The 19,504-nt window shown below is 49.3% G+C and carries 15 protein-coding genes; 9 read left to right on the top strand and 6 right to left on the bottom strand.

The window, feature by feature from the left end; translation table 11 throughout:
* Positions 1 to 321 precede the first annotated feature (321 nt).
* From feoB to ftsH1, 4 genes are all read right to left on the bottom strand, one after another.
* On the bottom strand, positions 322 to 2,166 hold the full coding sequence (feoB, locus tag H6G46_RS12385) for a ferrous iron transport protein B (RefSeq protein ID WP_010871837.1): 1,845 nt from the start codon (positions 2,164 to 2,166) through the stop codon (positions 322 to 324).
* A 7-nt stretch (positions 2,167 to 2,173) separates the two neighbouring features.
* Positions 2,174 to 2,413, bottom strand: a complete 240-nt coding sequence (locus H6G46_RS12380) for a ferrous iron transport protein A (RefSeq protein ID WP_010871836.1) — start codon at positions 2,411 to 2,413, stop codon at positions 2,174 to 2,176.
* Between the two features lie 264 nt (positions 2,414 to 2,677).
* Positions 2,678 to 3,148 (bottom strand): hypothetical protein, encoded by a 471-nt coding sequence (locus H6G46_RS12375; RefSeq protein WP_010871835.1) that lies wholly within the window; start codon positions 3,146 to 3,148, stop codon positions 2,678 to 2,680.
* Positions 3,149 to 3,163: 15 nt separating this feature from the next.
* Positions 3,164 to 5,161 carry an ATP-dependent zinc metalloprotease FtsH1 gene (gene ftsH1 / locus H6G46_RS12370; RefSeq protein WP_010871834.1) on the bottom strand — a complete coding sequence of 666 codons (1,998 nt, stop codon included), beginning with the start codon at positions 5,159 to 5,161 and terminating at the stop codon, positions 3,164 to 3,166.
* A 100-nt stretch (positions 5,162 to 5,261) separates the two neighbouring features.
* Between ftsH1 and H6G46_RS12365 the strand changes: the two genes are divergently transcribed.
* From H6G46_RS12365 to H6G46_RS12325, 9 genes are all read left to right on the top strand, one after another.
* Entirely contained in the window at positions 5,262 to 5,846 is a 585-nt protein-coding gene (locus tag H6G46_RS12365) for a thioredoxin family protein (protein ID WP_010871833.1), read from the top strand.
* Positions 5,847 to 5,924: 78 nt separating this feature from the next.
* A complete protein-coding gene (locus H6G46_RS12360) occupies positions 5,925 to 7,925 on the top strand; it encodes a ribonuclease R family protein (protein ID WP_010871832.1) in 2,001 nt (666 codons plus the stop codon).
* Between the two features lie 718 nt (positions 7,926 to 8,643).
* Positions 8,644 to 9,765, top strand: coding sequence for a response regulator (locus H6G46_RS12355; protein WP_020861489.1), 1,122 nt, complete (start codon positions 8,644 to 8,646; stop codon positions 9,763 to 9,765).
* A 106-nt stretch (positions 9,766 to 9,871) separates the two neighbouring features.
* Entirely contained in the window at positions 9,872 to 10,237 is a 366-nt protein-coding gene (locus H6G46_RS12350) for a response regulator (RefSeq protein WP_010871830.1), read from the top strand.
* 32 nt (positions 10,238 to 10,269) lie between these two features.
* Positions 10,270 to 10,737 carry a chemotaxis protein CheW gene (locus H6G46_RS12345; RefSeq protein ID WP_010871829.1) on the top strand — a complete coding sequence of 156 codons (468 nt, stop codon included), beginning with the start codon at positions 10,270 to 10,272 and terminating at the stop codon, positions 10,735 to 10,737.
* A gap of 146 nt (positions 10,738 to 10,883) precedes the next feature.
* A complete protein-coding gene (locus H6G46_RS12340) occupies positions 10,884 to 13,745 on the top strand; it encodes a HAMP domain-containing methyl-accepting chemotaxis protein (protein ID WP_010871828.1) in 2,862 nt (953 codons plus the stop codon).
* A 56-nt stretch (positions 13,746 to 13,801) separates the two neighbouring features.
* Positions 13,802 to 16,576, top strand: coding sequence for a hybrid sensor histidine kinase/response regulator (locus H6G46_RS12335; RefSeq protein ID WP_010871827.1), 2,775 nt, complete (start codon positions 13,802 to 13,804; stop codon positions 16,574 to 16,576).
* 120 nt (positions 16,577 to 16,696) lie between these two features.
* Positions 16,697 to 16,993: a 2Fe-2S iron-sulfur cluster-binding protein gene (locus H6G46_RS12330; protein ID WP_010871826.1), complete on the top strand. Its 297-nt coding sequence runs from the start codon at positions 16,697 to 16,699 to the stop codon at positions 16,991 to 16,993.
* Entirely contained in the window at positions 16,983 to 17,996 is a 1,014-nt protein-coding gene (locus H6G46_RS12325) for an aromatic ring-hydroxylating dioxygenase subunit alpha (protein WP_041425777.1), read from the top strand. The genes H6G46_RS12330 and H6G46_RS12325 overlap by 11 nt, the downstream gene beginning before the upstream one ends.
* 22 nt (positions 17,997 to 18,018) lie before the next feature.
* Here H6G46_RS12325 and H6G46_RS12320 read toward each other — a convergent pair whose 3' ends face one another.
* Both H6G46_RS12320 and H6G46_RS12315 read right to left on the bottom strand, forming a co-directional pair.
* Entirely contained in the window at positions 18,019 to 18,282 is a 264-nt protein-coding gene (locus tag H6G46_RS12320; RefSeq protein ID WP_010871824.1) for a hypothetical protein, read from the bottom strand.
* A 178-nt stretch (positions 18,283 to 18,460) separates the two neighbouring features.
* Complete coding sequence (locus H6G46_RS12315; RefSeq protein ID WP_010871823.1) at positions 18,461 to 19,429, bottom strand: GAF domain-containing protein; 969 nt, start codon at positions 19,427 to 19,429, stop codon at positions 18,461 to 18,463.
* Positions 19,430 to 19,504 lie beyond the last annotated feature (75 nt).

The following is a 19,504-nucleotide window of genomic DNA, read 5'->3' as shown; positions in this document are numbered from 1 at the left end:
TAGGCCGAGTAAAGCTCCCCAAGCCATCCAAGGTGGGCAAAAGCTCAAGTAAAAAACCTCCGTATTGGGTGGCTATGCCTTGAAGAGCTGTCAAGGGTTTTCAACTGGGTCATCAAACCGTTACGTAAAACCGGGGGAAATGTAGTGGTCTCTCCCCCTCCGGTTGTCCAAGCAAAAACTACTATTATGATACGGAAGTAAGCTTAGTTTGAAGCGTTGACACTTCCATTTATCAAAGGTTTTCCTGCATCTTTACTAAACTGAAAACTGCCAAACAAAACTCGTCATTTGAGTGCCCAGGGGGTGAATTAATGATTAATTTCACCAACCAAGCCAGGAAAAGCTTTGGTAGAAAATAAAGCTAAATAGCCAGGCCGTTACCAGGGGAGTAGCCACAGAAATAGCAGTGTAGGCAAGGGATTTACTTTCACCCCAAATCGCCCCAAGGGTAGTAAGGCAAGGAATATAGATCAAACTAAATAAACAGTAGCTAAAACCCTGGGCAAAGGTTACTGTACTGTGGATTTGGTCAGAGACGGCTTCGGAGTTGTTGAGACCATAAATAACAGTTAGGGCTGCTATTTGAACTTCTTTGGCGACAAAACCAAAAATCAAAGAAATCGTTAAAAAGGGATTGATGCCCAAGGGATTCATTAATGGTTGGAAAACACTGCCAATGCGTCCCGCAAAGGTTTCTAAACCCGTACTACCTTGGGGGAAGCTGGTTAAAAACCAAATGAGGCTACTACCAATCACCATAAACATCGATAAACGGGCAACAAACTCCCGCATTTCTCCCCACACTCGCAAAAATACCTGCTTAAAGGTGGGCAAACGATAGGGGGGTAATTCTAATACGAAGGGGTCCCGGGCTTGGAAGTAATGAAAACGACTTAGAATGGCGGCCACGGTGAAGGCAGCCACAAAGCTCATTAAGTACAGTAAAAACAGAGCGATCGCCCCTTGGGTGCCGGGCATAACAGCCGCCAGGATAAAAACAAATACTTGCAGGCGGGCAGAGCAGAGAGAAAAGGGAATGACTAACATAGATAAAAGTCGCATTCCCCGGCTACGCATGACCCTAGTGCCCATAATGGCCGGGACATTGCAGCCAAAACCCATCATTTGCAGCACAAAGCTCCGTCCATCTAGCCCCAGTCGCCCCATGAGGGCATCCATCAGATACGCGGCCCGGGAAAGATAGCCACTGCCCTCTAGGATTCCCATGACAATGAAAAAGATCGCCACCAAGGGGACAAAGGAAAGTAGGGCGGCAAACCCAGTCCAAATACCGTCCAACAGCAGTCCTTGCAGGATGGTGGGTAGGGGGGAAAATAACGGCTCTAAAATATTGCTTTGCACCCAACCCGTTACCGCATCTACGGGATCGGCGCTGGGCAAACCCACATGCCAAATTACCCAAAATACCCCAAACATAGAAGCGAAAAAGATGGGTAGGCCAAAAACGGGATGAAGCATCACCCCGTCAATGACATTGGTGAGGGTACGAGCATTGGGGGATGGCATCTGCACCACACCGGCCAGGGCCGTTTCCATGTCGGCGATCGCCACGGGGTGATCGGAAAGAACATTAACCAGATTGGGGATTTGGTAGGCTTCTGGTTGATCCTTCACCGCCCGACCAATGGCATCCATGGCCCGACTACAACCCGTTCCGTATTTTGCACTGATGGGATAGAGCGGCAGACCAAGCCGTTCCTGGAGAGCAGCCACGTCAATTTGCACTCCGTAGCGCTTAGCTTCGTCGGCCAGGTTTAAGAGGGTGATCGCCGGAATGCCTAGGGTTTGTACCTGGAGGAGCAGACGAATTTGTCGGTCAATTTGGGCAGCGTTCACCACCACCACCACTAAATTGACGGCATAGTTAGCAAGGAAACGTTGCACCACCCGTTCATCTTCGGAAAAGCCATTGAGGTCATAGATGCCCGGCAGATCAACAAACTCGATTAGTTCCCCCTGTAACGGCACCACCGCCCGGAATAAGTCCACTGTCAACCCCGGCCAGTTGGCGATCGCCGCATTGGCTTTGGTGATCCGGTTGAAGAAAGTGGATTTACCTGTATTGGGCTGCCCAATAAAAGCAACCCTTTTTTTCACATCTGGACGACTGGACTGGACTGACCCCCTTTGGCAATGACTCACCATCTCCGCCCTACTCTCCTAAGGTAATCTGCACCAATTGGGCTTCACTACGGCGCATGGCCACTTCGGTGGTGCTACCAATGCGGAGGTGGAGTGGTCCCCCCAAACCAGCCTTGCGGAGCAATTGAATTGGTTTATCAGGAATTATTCCCATTGCTTCTAGGCGATTAACTAACCCCTGACCGTGGTTTCCTAGTAAAATTTTCTCCACAAAAGCCAACTGACCCACCGATAAATCCAATAACGTCATGGTTTTCCCAAAACTGCAAATAATTCTCAACTATTAAGTTAGCATTATCTGTTCAGAATAAATATCAAAAATCACTGGAATAATTGTGAGTATAATCACTTACCATTGATTAAATTCCATGCAACCTATGGAAAAGTCCTGCCCAAGACAGATGCTGGGAGCATTGCTGTAGATCGCCAAAAATCTCCGCAACTATTTGGGACCTAAGCCCCGGTTTGTTAAATCATTAGTGTTGACCGAGTTAAAGAAAATCCCTGCTGGGAGCTAGGATTCCAATAAAATAGTGCGGCCATTTTGGTTAGTGCGGTAAACCCAATTTTTTTGCCCCGATTGCACCGTCACTTGCCAGCCTGGGGTCATCACCTGGGCACACATTTGCCCTTCCTGGGCCAAGCCGAGGCAACTATCGGGCCAGGTTTTGTTTTCTGAGGACTGGACTGCAAACGCACTGGCCGGTTCGCCGGTACGTTGAGCAAGGTCAGCAATAATTTTGTCGGCGATCGCCTGGGGAAGCATGGGGGATTGGGAAATTAAAGAACTAGGGGAAGAAGACGGGGTGGCAATGGCAGGGGAGTTTTGCCCTTCCGGGGATAAACCTTGGTCAGCAGGGGCACAACCCTGCACCGGCATCATACTGAGCAAACTAAGCCATAGTAATACACCCCAAAATTTACCGCCCTTGGGGGAGTTTTCCGGTTTTCTGGGTTGAAAATAGATTGTACGAGGATCGGACATTGCACAGATAGGGGGCTACTTACCGGCTAGAGCAGGCTGTTTTTGAGATTGTTGATAACTTTCCACCAGTTGCCGAAAATGCTCCCCTTCAATGGTTTCTTGATCGATGAGCGCATCGACTAGTAAATCCATTAAATTACGATTTTCTTCAATAATGCGGGTGGCCCGTTGGTGGGCAGCGGTGACAATGGCTTGGATTTCCCGGTCAATGCGGGCGGCAATGTCTTCGGAATATTCGGAACGCTTGCCCCAATCTCCGCCGCTAAAGTTACGATCGCCTTCCTCTTCCAAGGCCACTAGACCCAGGGAAGACATGCCCAGTTTCGTCACCATTTGTCGGGCTAGGTAGGTGATTTTTTCAATGTCGTTACCGGCTCCGGTGGTCACCTCGTCGTCGCCAAAAATAACTTCTTCGGCCACCCTCCCCCCCAACAATCCTGCAATGCGGGCAATCATTTGGTTGCGGGTCATGAGGCTTTGGTCTTCATCAGGGGTGAACCAGGTCAAACCTTGGGCTTGGCCCCGGGGAATGAGGGTAACTTTTTCCACCGGATCGTGGCCAGGACAGAGGGTGCCAATCAAGGCGTGGCCCACTTCATGGTAAGCAATTAAGCGTTTACTTTTACTATCCACTAGGGGTGTACCTTCCATCCCCGCCACCACCCGGTCAATGGCATCATTCACTTCCGCCATGGTGATGGCCTCCTTGCGCCGCCGAGCGGTGAAAATGGCCGCTTCATTTAACACGTTGGCCAAATCTGCCCCCGTAAATCCGGGAGTTCTCCTGGCGATCGCCGCTAACTGCACCTCTTCGTGCAATTTTTTGTTTTGGGCGTGGATTGCCAAAATTAATTCCCGGCCCTGGACATCGGGGTAATCCACCGTCACCTGGCGATCGAACCGTCCTGGCCGCAAAAGGGCCAAATCCAGCACATCGGGGCGGTTGGTGGCCGCAATGACAATGATGCCGCTGTTGCCCTCAAAGCCATCCATTTCCGTCAACAATTGGTTGAGGGTTTGTTCCCGTTCATCGTTGCCGCCGCCATAGCCCACACCCCGTTGTCGACCCACCGCATCAATTTCATCGATAAATACTAGGCAGGGGGCATTTTCCTTAGCTTTTTTGAATAAATCCCTGACCCGGGAAGCCCCCACCCCGACAAACATTTCCACAAATTCTGAACCGGAAATGCTGAAAAATGGCACCCCCGCCTCCCCGGCGATCGCCTTAGCTAATAAGGTTTTGCCCGTACCGGGAGGGCCGATGAGTAGAACACCCCGGGGAATTTTTGCGCCGATGGCGGTAAATTTTTCCGGTTGCTTGAGGAAAGTTACCACTTCCTGCAATTCTTCCTTCGCTTCGTCAATGCCGGCCACATCGTCAAAGCCGACACCGGTTTTTGCTTCCATTTGGAACCGGGCCTTGGATTTGCCAAAACTCATGGCCTGACCCGACGCATTGGCAGAACGTCGCACCACCATCACCACCAAACCGATCAGAATAGCCACCACCAGCAAATTGGTTAGTAGACCATACAGGGCCGAATTATCCGGGGTGCGGTTGATGTCTAAATCGATGGTTTCGGAACGGCTCCGCAGGAGGTTGAGCAACTCTGGATTATTGTCTAGTAACTGCACGGTTTGGGGCTTGGACCCTGGGGGAGCATCCTTGAGGGTAACGATCGCCTGGCGGCGGTTAGTGTCCACTTCCACTTTGGCCACTTGATTAGCTTTAATGGCATCGATCAACTGCCCATAGTTCATTTTCGGTTCAGCAGACCGGGGGGAGCCAGAGTTAAAAAAGGAGCGGGGTGTGGCTTCTCCATTGCTGGAGTTAGGGGATTGGATGGGACTGGGACTGGCCTTGGGTTGGGCCCCTTCTCCCCCTTCCTGGGCCAGGGTAGATACCGGTAGGGCTAGGGTGCCAGCTACCAGTAAACCCATCCCCAAACGGTGCCAAAAGCGGCTAGGGCTGGAGAAACTATGGCGATCGGAACGGGGACGATGACTCATGGACGTTTTAAACTAAAAAAATTCCAGCAGAGGGGAAAAACTCCAACCCCCATGATAGCTTGGGTCTTTGATTAACAAAATGTAACGAACTGCTCTAACTATGGTTTTAACTCCCTCCACCATGCTTGCCCTTGGTACCCAAGCACCGGACTTTTCCCTTTGGGACGTGACTGCGGAACAGCCCCTCACCCTAGGGGAAGCCATGGGAGAAAAAGGGCTATTGGTAATGTTCATCTGTTGTCATTGTCCCTTTGTCAAACACATCCAGGCCCAGTTAAGTCAGTTGGGGAAGGATTACCAAAACTCTGGTTTAGCCATGGTGGCCATCAGCGCTAACGATATAGAAAAATACCCCGATGACGCTCCCCCAGGCCTGAAAAAAATGGCCCAGGATTGGGACTATTGCTTCCCGGTACTGTACGACGAAACCCAGGCGATCGCCAAGGCCTACCGAGCAGCCTGCACCCCCGACTTCTTTTTGTTTGATGCCCAGGGGAAATTGGCCTACCGGGGCCAGTTAGATGACAGTCGCCCTAGCAATGGTTTGCCCGTTACCGGAGTGGACCTGAGACAGGCCATGGATCTAGTGCTGGCCGGCAGTCCTGTGCCGACGGAACAAAAGCCCAGCATTGGTTGCAACATTAAATGGAAACCCGGCAATGAACCTGATTATCAAAGTAATTAGGCAGCCAAAAACCCAAGGGGGAGTAACCCCTGTGCCAAAATAACGGGAGAGTAATTGTGACAGAGCAAAGGCATTCCGGTGGAAAAAGGACAACTAATTGAATTCCGGCATCAAGGAGAACGGCGGTTGGCGGTGGTCGATCGCCCGGACGGCAAAAAAGATTGGGTGGTTATTGATCAACAGGGCCAAAGCCATAAACTGAAGCCCCAGCGGGTGGAGTATGAAATTCCCGGCGGTCCCTACACCGTCGATGATCTGCCTAGTTTTTTAGGGGAAGTGGACCAGTATCTCGACCCCTCTAGTTTGGAGGTGGCCTGGGAACTATTGATTGAAGAGGGGGAAAGCATCACCCCGGCGGATTTGGCCCTATTGCTATTTTCTGAGCAAAGTCCTAGTCAATGCTATGCTGCCCATGCCCTGCTAGCAGAAGATAAACTCTATTTCAAACAAAAAGGCAATCATTACGAACCCCGCCCTAGTAGTCAAATCGAAGAAATTAAACATCAAATGCGGGTGCAAGCCCAAAAAGAACAGGAGCAACAGGGTTTCATTGACCGGGTAAATCAAGCCCTGGCCGGGGAAAAAGTTACCTGGGAAGGGAGCGATCGCCTACGGTTGGAAGCGTTGGAAAAATTTATCCTTTTCCCTGAACAAAATCATCGCCAGGCTTTGGATATTCTCCAAACCCTTGGTAAACCTGGCCGTACCGACGAAACCCAAAACCTCCTGATAGAATTAGGCATCTGGCAACGCCATGAAAATCTCTTTTTGCGTCGTAGTGCTTACCCCAACCAATTCCCCGCCAAGGTATCCGATGTGGCCCATGCTTACCTAACCAATCCTCCCCCCGACCCCGACCAAGAACGCTTCGATCTGACCACCCTAAAGACCTACACCATCGATGATGAAAGCACTTCGGAAATTGACGACGGTCTGAGTGTGGAAACCTTGGCGGACGGCGGCCATCGGCTTTGGATCCATGTGGCCGACCCCACCCGGTTGTTGAGTCCCAACGATGAACTGGATTTAGAAGCCCGTAAACGCAGTACCAGTCTTTACCTGCCCACGGGCATGATTTCCATGTTTCCGCCGGAGTTGGCCACGGGGCCGATGAGTTTACTCCAGGGGCAAAGATGTGTGGCCTTAAGTTTTGGAGTGACTTTGGATGAGGTGGGGGCAGTGAGGGATTTTACCATTGCCCCTAGTTGGGTTAAGCCTACCTATCGCCTCACCTACGAAGATGTGGATGAGATGTTGGTGCTGAAAATTCAAGGGGAACCGGAATTGCCCCTCCTAGCCGAAGCAGCCAAAAAACGGGCCCAATGGCGTAAATCCCAGGGGGCTATCACCATCAAAATGCCCGAAGCCATTATTAAAGTTAATGCCGACGAGGAAGTGCAAATTTATCTCCAGGAAACCTCCGTTTCTCGTCAACTGGTGGCGGAAATGATGATCTTGGCCGGGGAGGTGGCGGGGCGTTTTTGCCAAGAGCATGGCATCCCAGTCCCCTTCCGGGGCCAACCCCAGCCGGAGTTACCCTCCGATGAAGAGTTGTTGTCTTTACCGCCGGGCCCTGTGCGGGAATGTGCGGTACGCCGTTGTATGCCCCGTAGTGAAGTGGGCATTACCCCCAGTCGCCATGCTAGTTTGGGGCTGGATTTGTATTCCCAGGCCACCTCCCCTATCCGTCGTTACACTGATCTGATTACCCATTTTCAAATGAAGGCCTACCTACGGGGGGAGCCGTTGCCTTTCTCTGGGGAGCAGGTACAAGAAATTCTATACAGCGTTATGCCCTCTTCCAAGGAAGCTACGTTGGTGGAACGGCAAACTAACCGTTACTGGAGCTTGGAGTTTCTGCGGCGCAATATTAATGAGGTGTGGCAGGGGGTGATGCTCCGTTGGTTGCGGGAGGATGATGGCTTGGGTTTAATTCTTCTTGAAGAACTAGGTCTTGAATTGCCCCATCGCTTTGACCGTCCCATTTCCCCCGGCGATCGCCTAAGCCTAAAGGTTAGTAATGCCGACCCCCATCGAGACGAAATTCGCTTCCGGGAATTGTTGGCCAATGAAGCCTAGACTAAAGACTTTTGGTACTCAAAATAACCATTGAATCCTCATTTAGTTTATTGGGTTGGCGGTTATTTTGAACTCATTAAACGGAGCAAACAGTTTTTTCTTACCCTTAAGCAGGGCCCGCAGAAAATCCTGCCATCTCCATCACCGGCCATAGGAATACTTCCAAAATTAAGAGCTAATGACCTTAAATGTTATTTTAATAATAAGAACATTAGACCGAAAATCAGTCTGAGAGTAAAGCTTTTTGAGGGACGACTCGGGATTTTCCTCCTACTTAAGTAATTAGGGATACTTAACTAAAAAGAGTTGAACCTATATCAAAAAAGGGAATTTGATCATGGCAAATGTAACAATAGATACTTCCCAAGGGATAGATTTCCCATAGATTGAAGAGCAAAAACGATTAGTCATGGCTGATCGTTGAAGAAATGGGATAAGGGATGAAATGGTGCTTGATTTTAGAAATAGTATGGGGTTAAACTCTACTCATTAATTTGCATTGTTCCCATAGCAAAGTGATCAACTATAGTTAACTTAAGATTAAGAAAATAGTTAACTTTAGGGCTAATAATTATTGACAGGTTTCGCTCTCACCTTAGATGGACTTTATTTGTTCAACCGCCATTGTTGTCCCATGCAATCTCCCCTGTCTTCTTCCCCGGCCACGAATCAGACCACACTAGGGTTGGCCTACCCCCTGCCATCTCCCCCGAACGCTATGGAAGCTTCTCCCCCCTCCGCCAGTGAAAGCCCTAACTTGTACCAGGTTTTACAGAACCTCATTGCCAAAGAGAGCTCTGGCAAATTGATCGTTCATAGCAAGGGCAATCCCCGCATCCAATGGCGGATCTATCTGGGCAACGGACGCATTCACTATGCCGGAAGTGACCAAGGGCAATCGGAAAGGCTGAACTATCTGTTCCAACGCTACACTCCCACTAAAAGACTTCGCCTTGAGCAGCCCATCACCAGCGATTATCAGTACCTCTGTGAGTTGTGGGATTCCCAGCAGTTTTCTTTTCAGGAAATCCGCTCCATTCTGGCCAAGTTAACCCAGGAAGCTTTGATCCAAATTCTTTCCCTGTCCCAGCCGGTTTGCACTTTCGAGGAAACGGTGGGGCTAGATCGTTTACTGCTCTATCTGGACTTCAAGCAGTTAATGCAACCTGCCGCCCAGGAAATCAAACATTGGCTCAAAATTTGTACTGTCATCAACTCCCCTTTCCAACGGGCGATCGCCGAGAATGTGGATACCATCTTGCCTGGGCTATGTAAGCTCGAACACATCACCAGTGACTTGCTGAACCGCTACCAAAAATTGCCGGAATTAATCGCCCAGGAAATGTGTGTGTATGAAATTGCCGAGTCTCTGCACACCAGTAGCCTTAGTGTGGCCATTATTCTCAAAACCCTAGTGGGCCTAGGTCTCATCACCATGGGACCCTACGAACCGGAGCAGGAGGATAACCGCCCGGTCATTGCCTGTGTGGATGACAGTCCTTCCATTCAACGGGTGGTGAGCTTTGCCCTCGAAGCCACGGGTTTTAAGGTGATCAACATCAAACAAGCCTCTAGTGCCCTAACTACTTTGATGCACGCCAAACCGGCCCTGATTTTAATGGACATCAATATGCCCGACATCGACGGCTATCAACTGTGCAGTATTTGCAATAAATCCGAAGCCCTCAAGCATATTCCCATTGTCATGTTGACCGGCCGCAGTGGAGTTTTAGACCGGGTAAAAGCAAAAATGCACGGCTCCGTTGGCTACATTTGCAAACCGTTCCAGCCCCAGGAATTAGTGGAAACAGTGCAGAGCTTTATCTCCGCAGCTGTTTAATTACTTAATTACTACTGATAGTTGTTTGTATAAGTTAGTTTTAATTACTGATTTGCTTCTTCTATCCTATGATTATCATCGTTAGCAATTGCCCAGGGGGATACCAGTGAAAACTGTTTTAGTTGTGGAAGATACCAAGTCTGACCAGTTATTGGTTCAGGGGCTTTTAAAGTCCATGGGCACAGAGGCTGTCATTTGTAACAATGCCGATGAAGCCCTGGAATGGTTAAACAAAAATACGGTGCCTGACCTAATTATGCTGGACATCGTTATGCCGGATATTAGTGGTTATGACCTATGTCGCAAAATTCGGGGAGAATTGGCCCTAGAAGATGTGCCCATTGTCTTCTGTTCCACCAAAAATGAGGATTACGACCGTTTTTGGGCCCTGCGCCAGGGGGGTAATGCTTATTTGATTAAGCCCTATAGCCCCATTGAGTTGATGAAAACCGTTAAGCCCTATATTTCCTAGAACTTGCCAATGCTGACTACGGTGATGAGGTTATGGTAGAGGACTATTTTTGGATTGATTTGGGTCTGCCCCTGACGGTGGCTATTCCTTTAGCTAAAACCCGGGAGGTGTTGTCCTTTCCCCTCAGTTCCCTTTGTCTCATTCCTGGGGTAAGACCGGAGTTATTGGGGGTGAGCAATCAACGGGGAAATCTGCTTTGGGTGATGGATTTGCCCCGCCTATTGTCCCCGGCTACGGCTAACCCCCTCAATTACCGTACCTTGAGCAATACTAAAGCAGTGGTACTGGTGGGAGAATCTGCCCAGGTGGCGGCGATCGCCGAAGGATTGAAGGGCATTGTTAGCTTTAGTACAGAGGAAATTAAGCCACTGCGGGAGCCCTTTTTATTGGGAGAAGGCAACAAAGACGGGGAAACCATTCTGATTTTGGATGTGGATCGAATTTTTGCCTGGCTCCAGGGTGGGGGTTCCATTAAACCGCTTCACCCATTGGAGAAATAGTTATCGGGCCTCCCCAAAGTTTTTGCTCAACTTAATCTTGGTCTTAATCCTTACTTTTTCACCTTAACAGAGTCTTAATTTTCATCGTTAATCCTGAAACTGTTCCGACCCATTGCCCAATTGTTTTTTAATTACTTTTAATCGCCATGGTTAGCACCCCCACTAAACCCCAATTTTCCCAAGAGATTCTGGAACTGCAAGCAGCAGCCATGGCTGCCCCGGATGATCTATTTGCCCAGATCGTCCTGGCCGGTGCTCTCCAGCAAGAGGGTTTTTGGGAGGAAGCGGCCCAATACTATCGTCAAGCCCAGGAGTTGGACAGTGACGGCATTTATGGCGAAACCATCAGTAAGGCTTTAGCGGAAATTCAGCCTAATTTACCAGCGGTGGAGGAAATCCCCGCTATTCCCCAACCCCTGACTGAGGAAGAGAAGAAGCAGGTCTATCCGCCAGAGATTCTTATGCTCCAGGAGACGGTGCAAGAGAGGCCCGACGATCTGGTGGCCCAAATAAGTTTCGCCAGTGCCCTAGAAGCGGGGGGATTTTTAACCGATGCTCTCCAAGCCTACGAAGATTTAAAAATTAACGATGAGGAGGGGATTTTCCATGCCACCTGTGACCAGGCGATCGCCGGCATTGAGGCCCAACTAGCGGATCCCAATCGCATTACCCCGGCCATGGCTTGGACTGGGACCTTAAAATACGCCGCCGCCACCGATGATTTAGCCCTGGACGAAGAGCGGTCTAACCTAACATTGCAAAAACGCTGGGCTAACTTGCCCATTGCCACCAAGCAATTCACCGCTTTGTTGGTTTCCAGTGCCATAACTGTGGTTGCAGTGGTGGGCACCGGGATGATGATTGCCATTTCTTCGGGTAGATTCCAACTGAAAAACCAGACTCTGGCGGAGTTGGTGGTCACCGAGGGCAACTACAACATCAAAATTGACCAGATGAGTTTTGGTTTTCGGGGTCAATCCGATAACCTGGCTATTATTCAAGCGGCTCGACTCTACAGCGAAAGGCAACCTATTCCTGCTCCTTTGGCGGCCCAGGTACGGGACATTTTAAAAAATGAGACCGCATCGAGGGATATCGAATACGCCACCCTGGTGGGTCAAGACCAAAGGATTATTGCCAGTGCCAATGCCCAACGGAACGGACAAATATTTGACCCCAGCAACCTTGTGACTCTGCGGATGGGTTATCCGGGACAAATTAAATTTAGTACTATTGTCAGCAAAGAAGAACTGGAAAAGGAACTACCCCCAGGCATCGACAACTTAGAGCAGGAAAATGCCCTCATTCGCTACACTGTCACCCCGGTGCAAGATCCCCAATCCAAAAAGAATATTGGTACCTTAATTGCTGGAGACATTGTTAATGGCAAAGACGCCATTGTGAAAAACACAGTGGACAACTTTGATGGGGGCTACAGTGCGGTTTATTACATAGACCCGAATGGGGAAATTCAACTAGCTACCTCCAACCTAAAAACTGGCAGCGGTCAGAATACCAAAGTCTATGAGAATGTTGCTTTTCCAGATTTAGAGTTACTGAAAAAGGCCCAAGAAAATCCAGACATGCCCTTAGTGGGGAGAACTACCGTGGAAGGGGAGCCTTTAACGGTGGCCATTAAAGTGATCAAAGACATTCAAGGCCAACCCCTCGCTTTGCTTGTTCGGGGCACCTCTGAAGTTGAATTTAATGACCTCCTAGAAAGAACTCTTCTGCTGCAAATTGGTGTGGGGGCAGTGGCTCTGTTGGTGGCGGCGATTATTGCCTATTGGTTAGGTAAAACCTTGACCAAGCCGCTGAAAAATTTGCAGACCACTGCCCAAAAGTTAGGAGAAGGGGAAACCGGTGTGCGGGCGGAAGTGGAATCCAAAGACGAGGTGGGACAATTGGCTGTCACCTTCAACGCCATGGCGGAACAGGTGGAAGCTTCTACCCGTTCTTTACAGGAAACGTCCCTAGAGCGGCAACAGGAGGCCGAGAAACAACGGCAACTAAAAGAAGAACTCCAAGACGGGGTGGTGCGGTTGTTGACGGACATTGAAGAATCTTCCCGGGGGGATTTGACGGTACGTAGTTCCGTGGAAGCTGGGGCCGTAGGGGCGATCGCCGATGCGTTCAATGCCACTTTGGCGGGGTTGAGAAAACTGGTTAAACAGGTGGTGGATACGGCAACGGAGGTGAGCGGCCAAGCCCAGGAAGATAGCCAAGAAATCACCAGTTTGTCTGACAATGCTCTGGAACAAGCCCGGGCCCTGGAATTCGCCACTGCTTCCGTAGCAGAAATGGCCCAATCCATTGAGTCCGTAGCTATAAGTGCCCAAACGGCGGCGGCGATCGCCAAACAGGGCAACGAAGCGGCCCAACAGGGGCAAAACACCATGGACGAAACGGTGGAAAGTATTTATAAAGTACGGGGCCGGGTGGCAGAAATTTCCAAAAAGTCGAAGCGATTGGCGGAATCTTCCTTGGAAATTTCCAAAATCGTCGGAATTATCTCCGGTATTTCCGAAAAAACCAACTTATTGGCCTTTAACGCCTCCATCGAAGCGGCTAGGGCGGGGGAAAACGGTCAGGGTTTCCGGATCGTTGCGGACGAGGTACGACGATTGGCGGAAATGGTAACCCTCTCCGCCCAGGAAATTGAGCAGGTAATTCTCAGTATTCAAGAGGAAACCTCCCAGATGAGCCAACTGATGGAGGAAAGCACCAACGAGGTAGTCACCGGTACCCAATTGGTACAAAAAACCAAGGAAACCCTGCAAAATCTGGCCCAGATTAGTGAGGAAATTGACACTGTACTGGATTCCATCTCCCGCAACACGGAATCCCAACGGTTAGCATCTCAAATGGTGACGGAAACTGTACAAAACGTAGCCAGCGTCGCCAAAGCCACGTCGGACAAATCCCAACTGGTGTCCCAGTCCCTGCAATCCCTGGCCAAAACCGCTGTGGATCTGCAAACCGCCGCCGGTAAATTCAAAGTGGAATAAGCGGAAATATTTCTCCATGCCTTGTCAACACACCCAACCCCGAATTTGGTCAACGTATGTTTGATGCCGCCACCCTCGCCGCCATTACCGCCGAAGCCCGTCAGGCCTTTTTGGAGGAAGACGCGCCGGAATGTCTAGCACAGTTGACAGTGGGTTTCCAGTCCTTGGAACGGGTGTTAGGCCCCGCTGGGGATTCCCAACAACGGCAAAAGCTGATTCAGGATATGGGACGGGCGGCCCATTCCCTCAAGGGGGGAGCGGGAATGTCGGCTTTAACCCCTCTGCAGACCCTCTGTCACCGGTTGGAGGATTTATTTGAGGCTCTAGAACAGGGAAGGGTGGAAGATAAATCCATGGCAGTGGGTTTGATTGCCATGACCATCGAGGAAACCCAGGCCATGGTGGAGTTGGCCAACAGTGGTCGTTTACAGGACACGGATGAGCCGCCGGAACTTGCCCTGGCCCTGGGGGAGTTTTTAGAAACATGTCAACCTCAACCTTCCCAAGAGGAGGCGATCGCAGGAGATGTGTCCCAATTTGTGCGTACTTCCTTAACTGTGGAGCTAGAAGCTTGTTTAGAGCGGGTAGAACGGCGACTGGAACGGGGAGGGACTGCCACGGAGCTACGGGAAAGTTTTAGTCTTTTGCTAGAGGAATGTACCCTGTTAGGCCAAGCTCTTAGTTGTGATTGGTTGGAGGAGGCCGGGAACCGTTGGCGGGGAGAATTGGTGCGGCCCCAGGTGGATTTGCTCACCCTTTTACCCACGGCGATCGCCGAATTGAGATCTTTAAGGGAGCAGTTTTTAGCGGGCGAGTTGACCCCCCCAGCGCCGGAAATTGTTGCGGAACCGGATCCCGAACCATTACCAGAGGTTAAGCCAGTAACGGCAGTAATTGCGCCCCCCGTCCCCGGCGTTCCAATTCCCGCTGTCGTGACCGCCAAAGCTTCCCCTGCCCCCAGCACCAGGCAGACTTTACGGATTCCCCTCGATCGCCTGAATAAATTAAGTAATACAGTTAGTGAATTGCTAATTAACCAGGAAAGGTTGTTGGAATATGACAAACAGCTACGGCAAGCTAGTCGGAACCTAAAAAGGCGGGGGCAACAGTTAATCCCCATGCGGGAGCAAGTGGAATCCCTCTACGATGAACTTTCTTTCAGCGACCAAACCAAGATCAGTCCAAGTAACGGTGGCGGTAACCAAAACGGTGATAGTCAAAGCAGTTTGGGCATAGCGGGATTGGTGGATTTTGATGCCCTGGAAATGGATAGTTACACTGCTGTCCATGGCATTCTGCAAAGGTTCCAGGAACTGATGGTGCAGGTGCAGGAAATCCAGGAAGACGTGGATTTAGTGGAACGGGATTTACAGGAAACCCTGATCCAGATGAGTCAGTCCCTCCATCAATTGGACAGTGAATTGACCCAATCCCGCCTGGTGCCCTTTCGGGGTCTAGCCCAATCCTTTGCCCAGCCGTTGGAAAAGCTAGGCGATCGCCATAAAAAACCGGTGCAGTTTGTCATTGAAGGGGAAAACACCCTAGTCGAAGTGGCCATTTTGGACCAGTTACGCACCCCCCTAACCCATTTAATTCGCAACGCCTTTGACCACGGTTTGGAATTTGTGCCAGAACGCCAAGCCCAGGGCAAACTTCCCGAAGGGACCATTACCCTCAGCGCTAGCACGGCCAATAACCAAGTTTTAATTACAGTAAGTGACGACGGTCGGGGCATTGACCCAGAAAAAATTAGCCGCAAAGCAATGGAATTGGGTTGGCTAACCCCAGAGCAGTTGGGCACCATCGGGGAAGCTCAAATGTTGGATTTTCTTTTTCAGCCGGGATTTTCCACCGCAGCGGAAGTGAGCAATCTGTCCGGGCGGGGATTAGGACTGGACATTGTCAAGCAAATGATTGAATCCCTGCGGGGTACCTTGACGGTGGAAACCAAATTGGGCCAAGGCAGTCGTTTTCTGATCCGTATTCCCCTAAGTTTGAATATTGTGCCCCTACTGCTGGTGCGCTATCAGCAACGGTTACTGGCGTTTCCTTCCGAAAGTGTGTTGCGAATTTTGCCCCTGGACGATTACCCGATTAAAAATGGTCGGGTGGAATGGCAATCCCAAATTATGGAAGCTTGCCCTCTGGATGAAGTGTTGCCCCAAATTTATCCCCAGGGTTTTAGTCCTTCCCCCGGTTTACCCCATAAAGTCGGACTGATGGTTAACCTTGGCGATCGCTCGGCATTGTTGACAGTGGAGCAAATTGTCGATGAACGGACCTTGGTGGTCAAAGCTCTGGACGCCATTACCCCCATTCCTTCCTATGTGGCGGGCTGTACCGTTTTGGGTACTGGAGAAGTGGTGCCCGTATTAATTCCCAACAATTTTGCTGTGCTTTGGCGTACTGAGCCTACCTTGCCCCAGGATGCGGCGGGATCCGCTGGTGGTCAGACCACAATCCTGGTTATTGACGATTCCGTCACAGTGCGGCGAACTTTACAACGGGTGCTGGGAGGCAGTTTCCGCCTCATCCAATGTCGGGACGGCAAAGAAGCTTGGGATTTACTCAACCGGCAAAACCAAGGCATTGATTTAGCTCTGTGTGACATTGAAATGCCCAATATGGATGGGTTTAGTCTGCTGCAACTGGTGCGGGCTCACCGAGTTTGGCATAGCTTAACGGTAGTGATGCTCACCTCTAGGGAAAATCCCCTCCATCGCAATCGGGCCAAAGCTCTTGGGGCTGATGGTTACCTCACCAAACCATTCCAACCCAATCAATTGTTAAGCACCATCGATCAATTTTTGGCAGAATCTGCCCAACGCTAATCACTCCTAAAAAGCATTTCCTTTCAGTTTTTTGATCCCCCATTGCCGTGATGTTTGCTTAGGTTCCATCGGACAATTATCGGTATTGTTCTATGTCGGCGATCGCCGACCTTGAAAATTATGAATAATTGCGTAATTTCTTTTCCTCAAACTAAATTTTTGCCCCTATCACTAGAATTTAACGCTTGTCTAGCGGAATATTTAACCCCAGACAATTCGCCAATTTTATTCGGTTGTCGCACAGGATTATGTGGTACCTGTCTAGTGAAAGTCGTGGGGGAAATCCTCTCCCCAGAGGCCGAGGAAAGGGAAATTTTGGCTATTCTGGCTCCTGATGATGTTCAGGCTAGATTGGCTTGTCAAATTAAGTTAACAGGAGATATTGCCATTAGAGCTTATCAAAGTGATGAAATTTGAAGATTTTTGGTATGTGGTGGCTGAAAGTAGGAATTTGAAGCCTGGTAAAGTTTTAGCTCGGCAAATTTTGGGGCAATGGCTAGCAATTTTTCGAGACCAGCATGGTATGGCGATCGCCTTGGAAGATCGTTGTGTCCATCGCCACAGTCGCCTTTCCTGTGGTTTAATCAAGCAAGGAAATCTTCACTGTCCTTACCACGGTTGGATTTATGATCATCGTGGTCAAGTCATTGGTGTGCCAGCGGAAGATCAACAGTTTAAACCAAGGGAAAATTTACGGACGAAATGTTACCCAACAATGGAGCAGGAAGGCTTTATTTATGTCTGTTTAGGGGAACCGATACAACCCCCTTTTGCGTTACCCCAGTATGGTAAAAAAGGTTGGCAGAGAATCAGACTAATCCATCGATTTGCTAATAATGTCACCAACTGCGTGGAGAATTTCATCGACATTCCCCATACAGCTTCGGTGCACCCAGGCATTTTTCGCACCGCCCAACGGCAAGCCATAAAAATGATTGTGGATCGCCATCAAGGCCAGGTCAAAGCTGAGTATTATAACGAAAATAATAATTTGGGCTGGTGGGGTAAATTTCTTAATTCCCAGGGCAATGAAATTAGCCATACTGACCGATTTATTATGCCGAATGTAACTTCTGTGGAATATAAATTTAGTTCCCAACGTCATTTATTTATTACTAGTCAATCGGTGCCAATAACAGAACAATCTACCCTCGTTTACACCGACGTTGCTTTCAATTATGGCATGTGGAATTTCTTTGCCATTCCCTTAGTTTGGTGGACCGCTAAACGGATTATTGCCCAGGACCTAAAGATTCTCGCCATTCAACAGGAAGTAATCGCCAAATACGGTACTAATTTTAACCATACCCCCGCCGATACTATCCATATTTTTGTGGAATCTATCCGCACGGCGATCGCCAAGGGAGAAGATCCTCGACAGTTGCCAGATAAAACTGTAGAAGTGACTTTTTACGTATAGATGTTTGATGTTGATCGTCAATTTAATGAGGCCAATTTTCCCCAGCACCGGGCTTAGTCCGACGCAGACCTTTGCCCAGATAAGCTATGGTAAAAGTAGTCAGGGCCATCATAGTTAAATTAAAATTCTGGGTGGTGCCCCAGAGGGTGAGGGGACAGAGGAGAAACACCGCCATGCTTAGATAAATTTTTGTTTTTCCCGCCCCAGTCTTTTGTCTAATTTGCTTAGACTTATCGCCAATATTGGTAAAGAAAAGTAATTGTTTCAAGCGCCGGTAACTCTTCATGATGTGTACTGTTTTGCTCCTAGAATTTATCCTTGTAATTCTATTTATCCCAGCTCCCCAATGAGCTGTGAAAGTTTACCTTGTTTCATACACGTAAATGGTAAGAAAAGCGCAGCAAAAGTATAACTAAAATATAGACAATGATGAAAAAGATTACTCTAGATCTTTACTCCCTGTTTTAGGCTGGTAAAAGCATACAAACAACATTAGAAACCTGGCCATGGTTATCTAGGATAGGAGAAAACCAAGCATCATAGAACCAAGTGCCGTGGTCGACTCGTTCCATCTGCACGCTCACAGACTCAATAATGTTGTTAGCTAGGGCATGGCTGGTCAGGCTTTTTAGTTCATTAGCCTCAGGTAATAAATAATAAATTGATTTACCAATGCTTTCCTTAGGGTCAAGACCAATCTGGGCTAAATATTTGCCCCCACATTTGAGCAATACTCCCTGGTTATCTAGGATAAAAATTATACTGGGAAACCAGAGAATAGCTTGGTTTAATAAGTCGTCTTCCTGTTGAATCAGAGTTTCATTTTGCTTATGCTTGGTTTGAATGCGAGCATTGTTCAAGACTAGAGCAATTAATTCTGCCGTTTTTTCCATGGCAGTGGCACAGGCCGGGGTGAAATGATTCACCTGGGAATGCATCAGAGTCAAAATCCCCAACAGTTCGTCCCCCCAAACAATAGGGACCCCCAGGGCGGACAGGGCCTGGTAAGGTTCGTCGGGCAGTTTTAGCCAACGGTAATCCTTGGTGGTGTCGTTGATGAGACCAGTTCTTTTATTTTCCCTGACCCAACCCGCTAGCCCCTTGTCCAGCACTTGGCCGACAATATTCTTTTTCTGGCTTTGGTCGGTGGCTCCCCTGGCTAAAATACTCTCCGTGACCCTGCCGTCCCCATCTAGTAAGAAAAGACTGCCCAATTGGGCCCCCGTTTGGTGAATGGAGGCTTCCATGGTTTTTTGCAACGTGGCCTTAATTAACATCCGCCCCGCCGAGACGTTGGTGAGGGAGATAAAGCCTTTCAGAATTTTATTTTGGATGTCCAGGGTGTTATGACTGGCTTTGAGGTTGGCCAACTCCTTCTCTAGGGCGTCGATTCTGGCTAGAGACTGATCTGGGTTGGGATCGTAGATACTCATACGCGGAGGACGATTAAAATTGGCCTAGATGTTTTTATCCTAATCTTCTTGGGGATTTTCGGGTTGTTAAAGGGA

Origin of the sequence: Synechocystis sp. FACHB-908, assembly GCF_014698595.1 — a bacterium.
Classification (GTDB): domain Bacteria; phylum Cyanobacteriota; class Cyanobacteriia; order Cyanobacteriales; family Microcystaceae; genus Synechocystis.
This window is presented reverse-complemented; position numbering and strand designations above follow the sequence as displayed.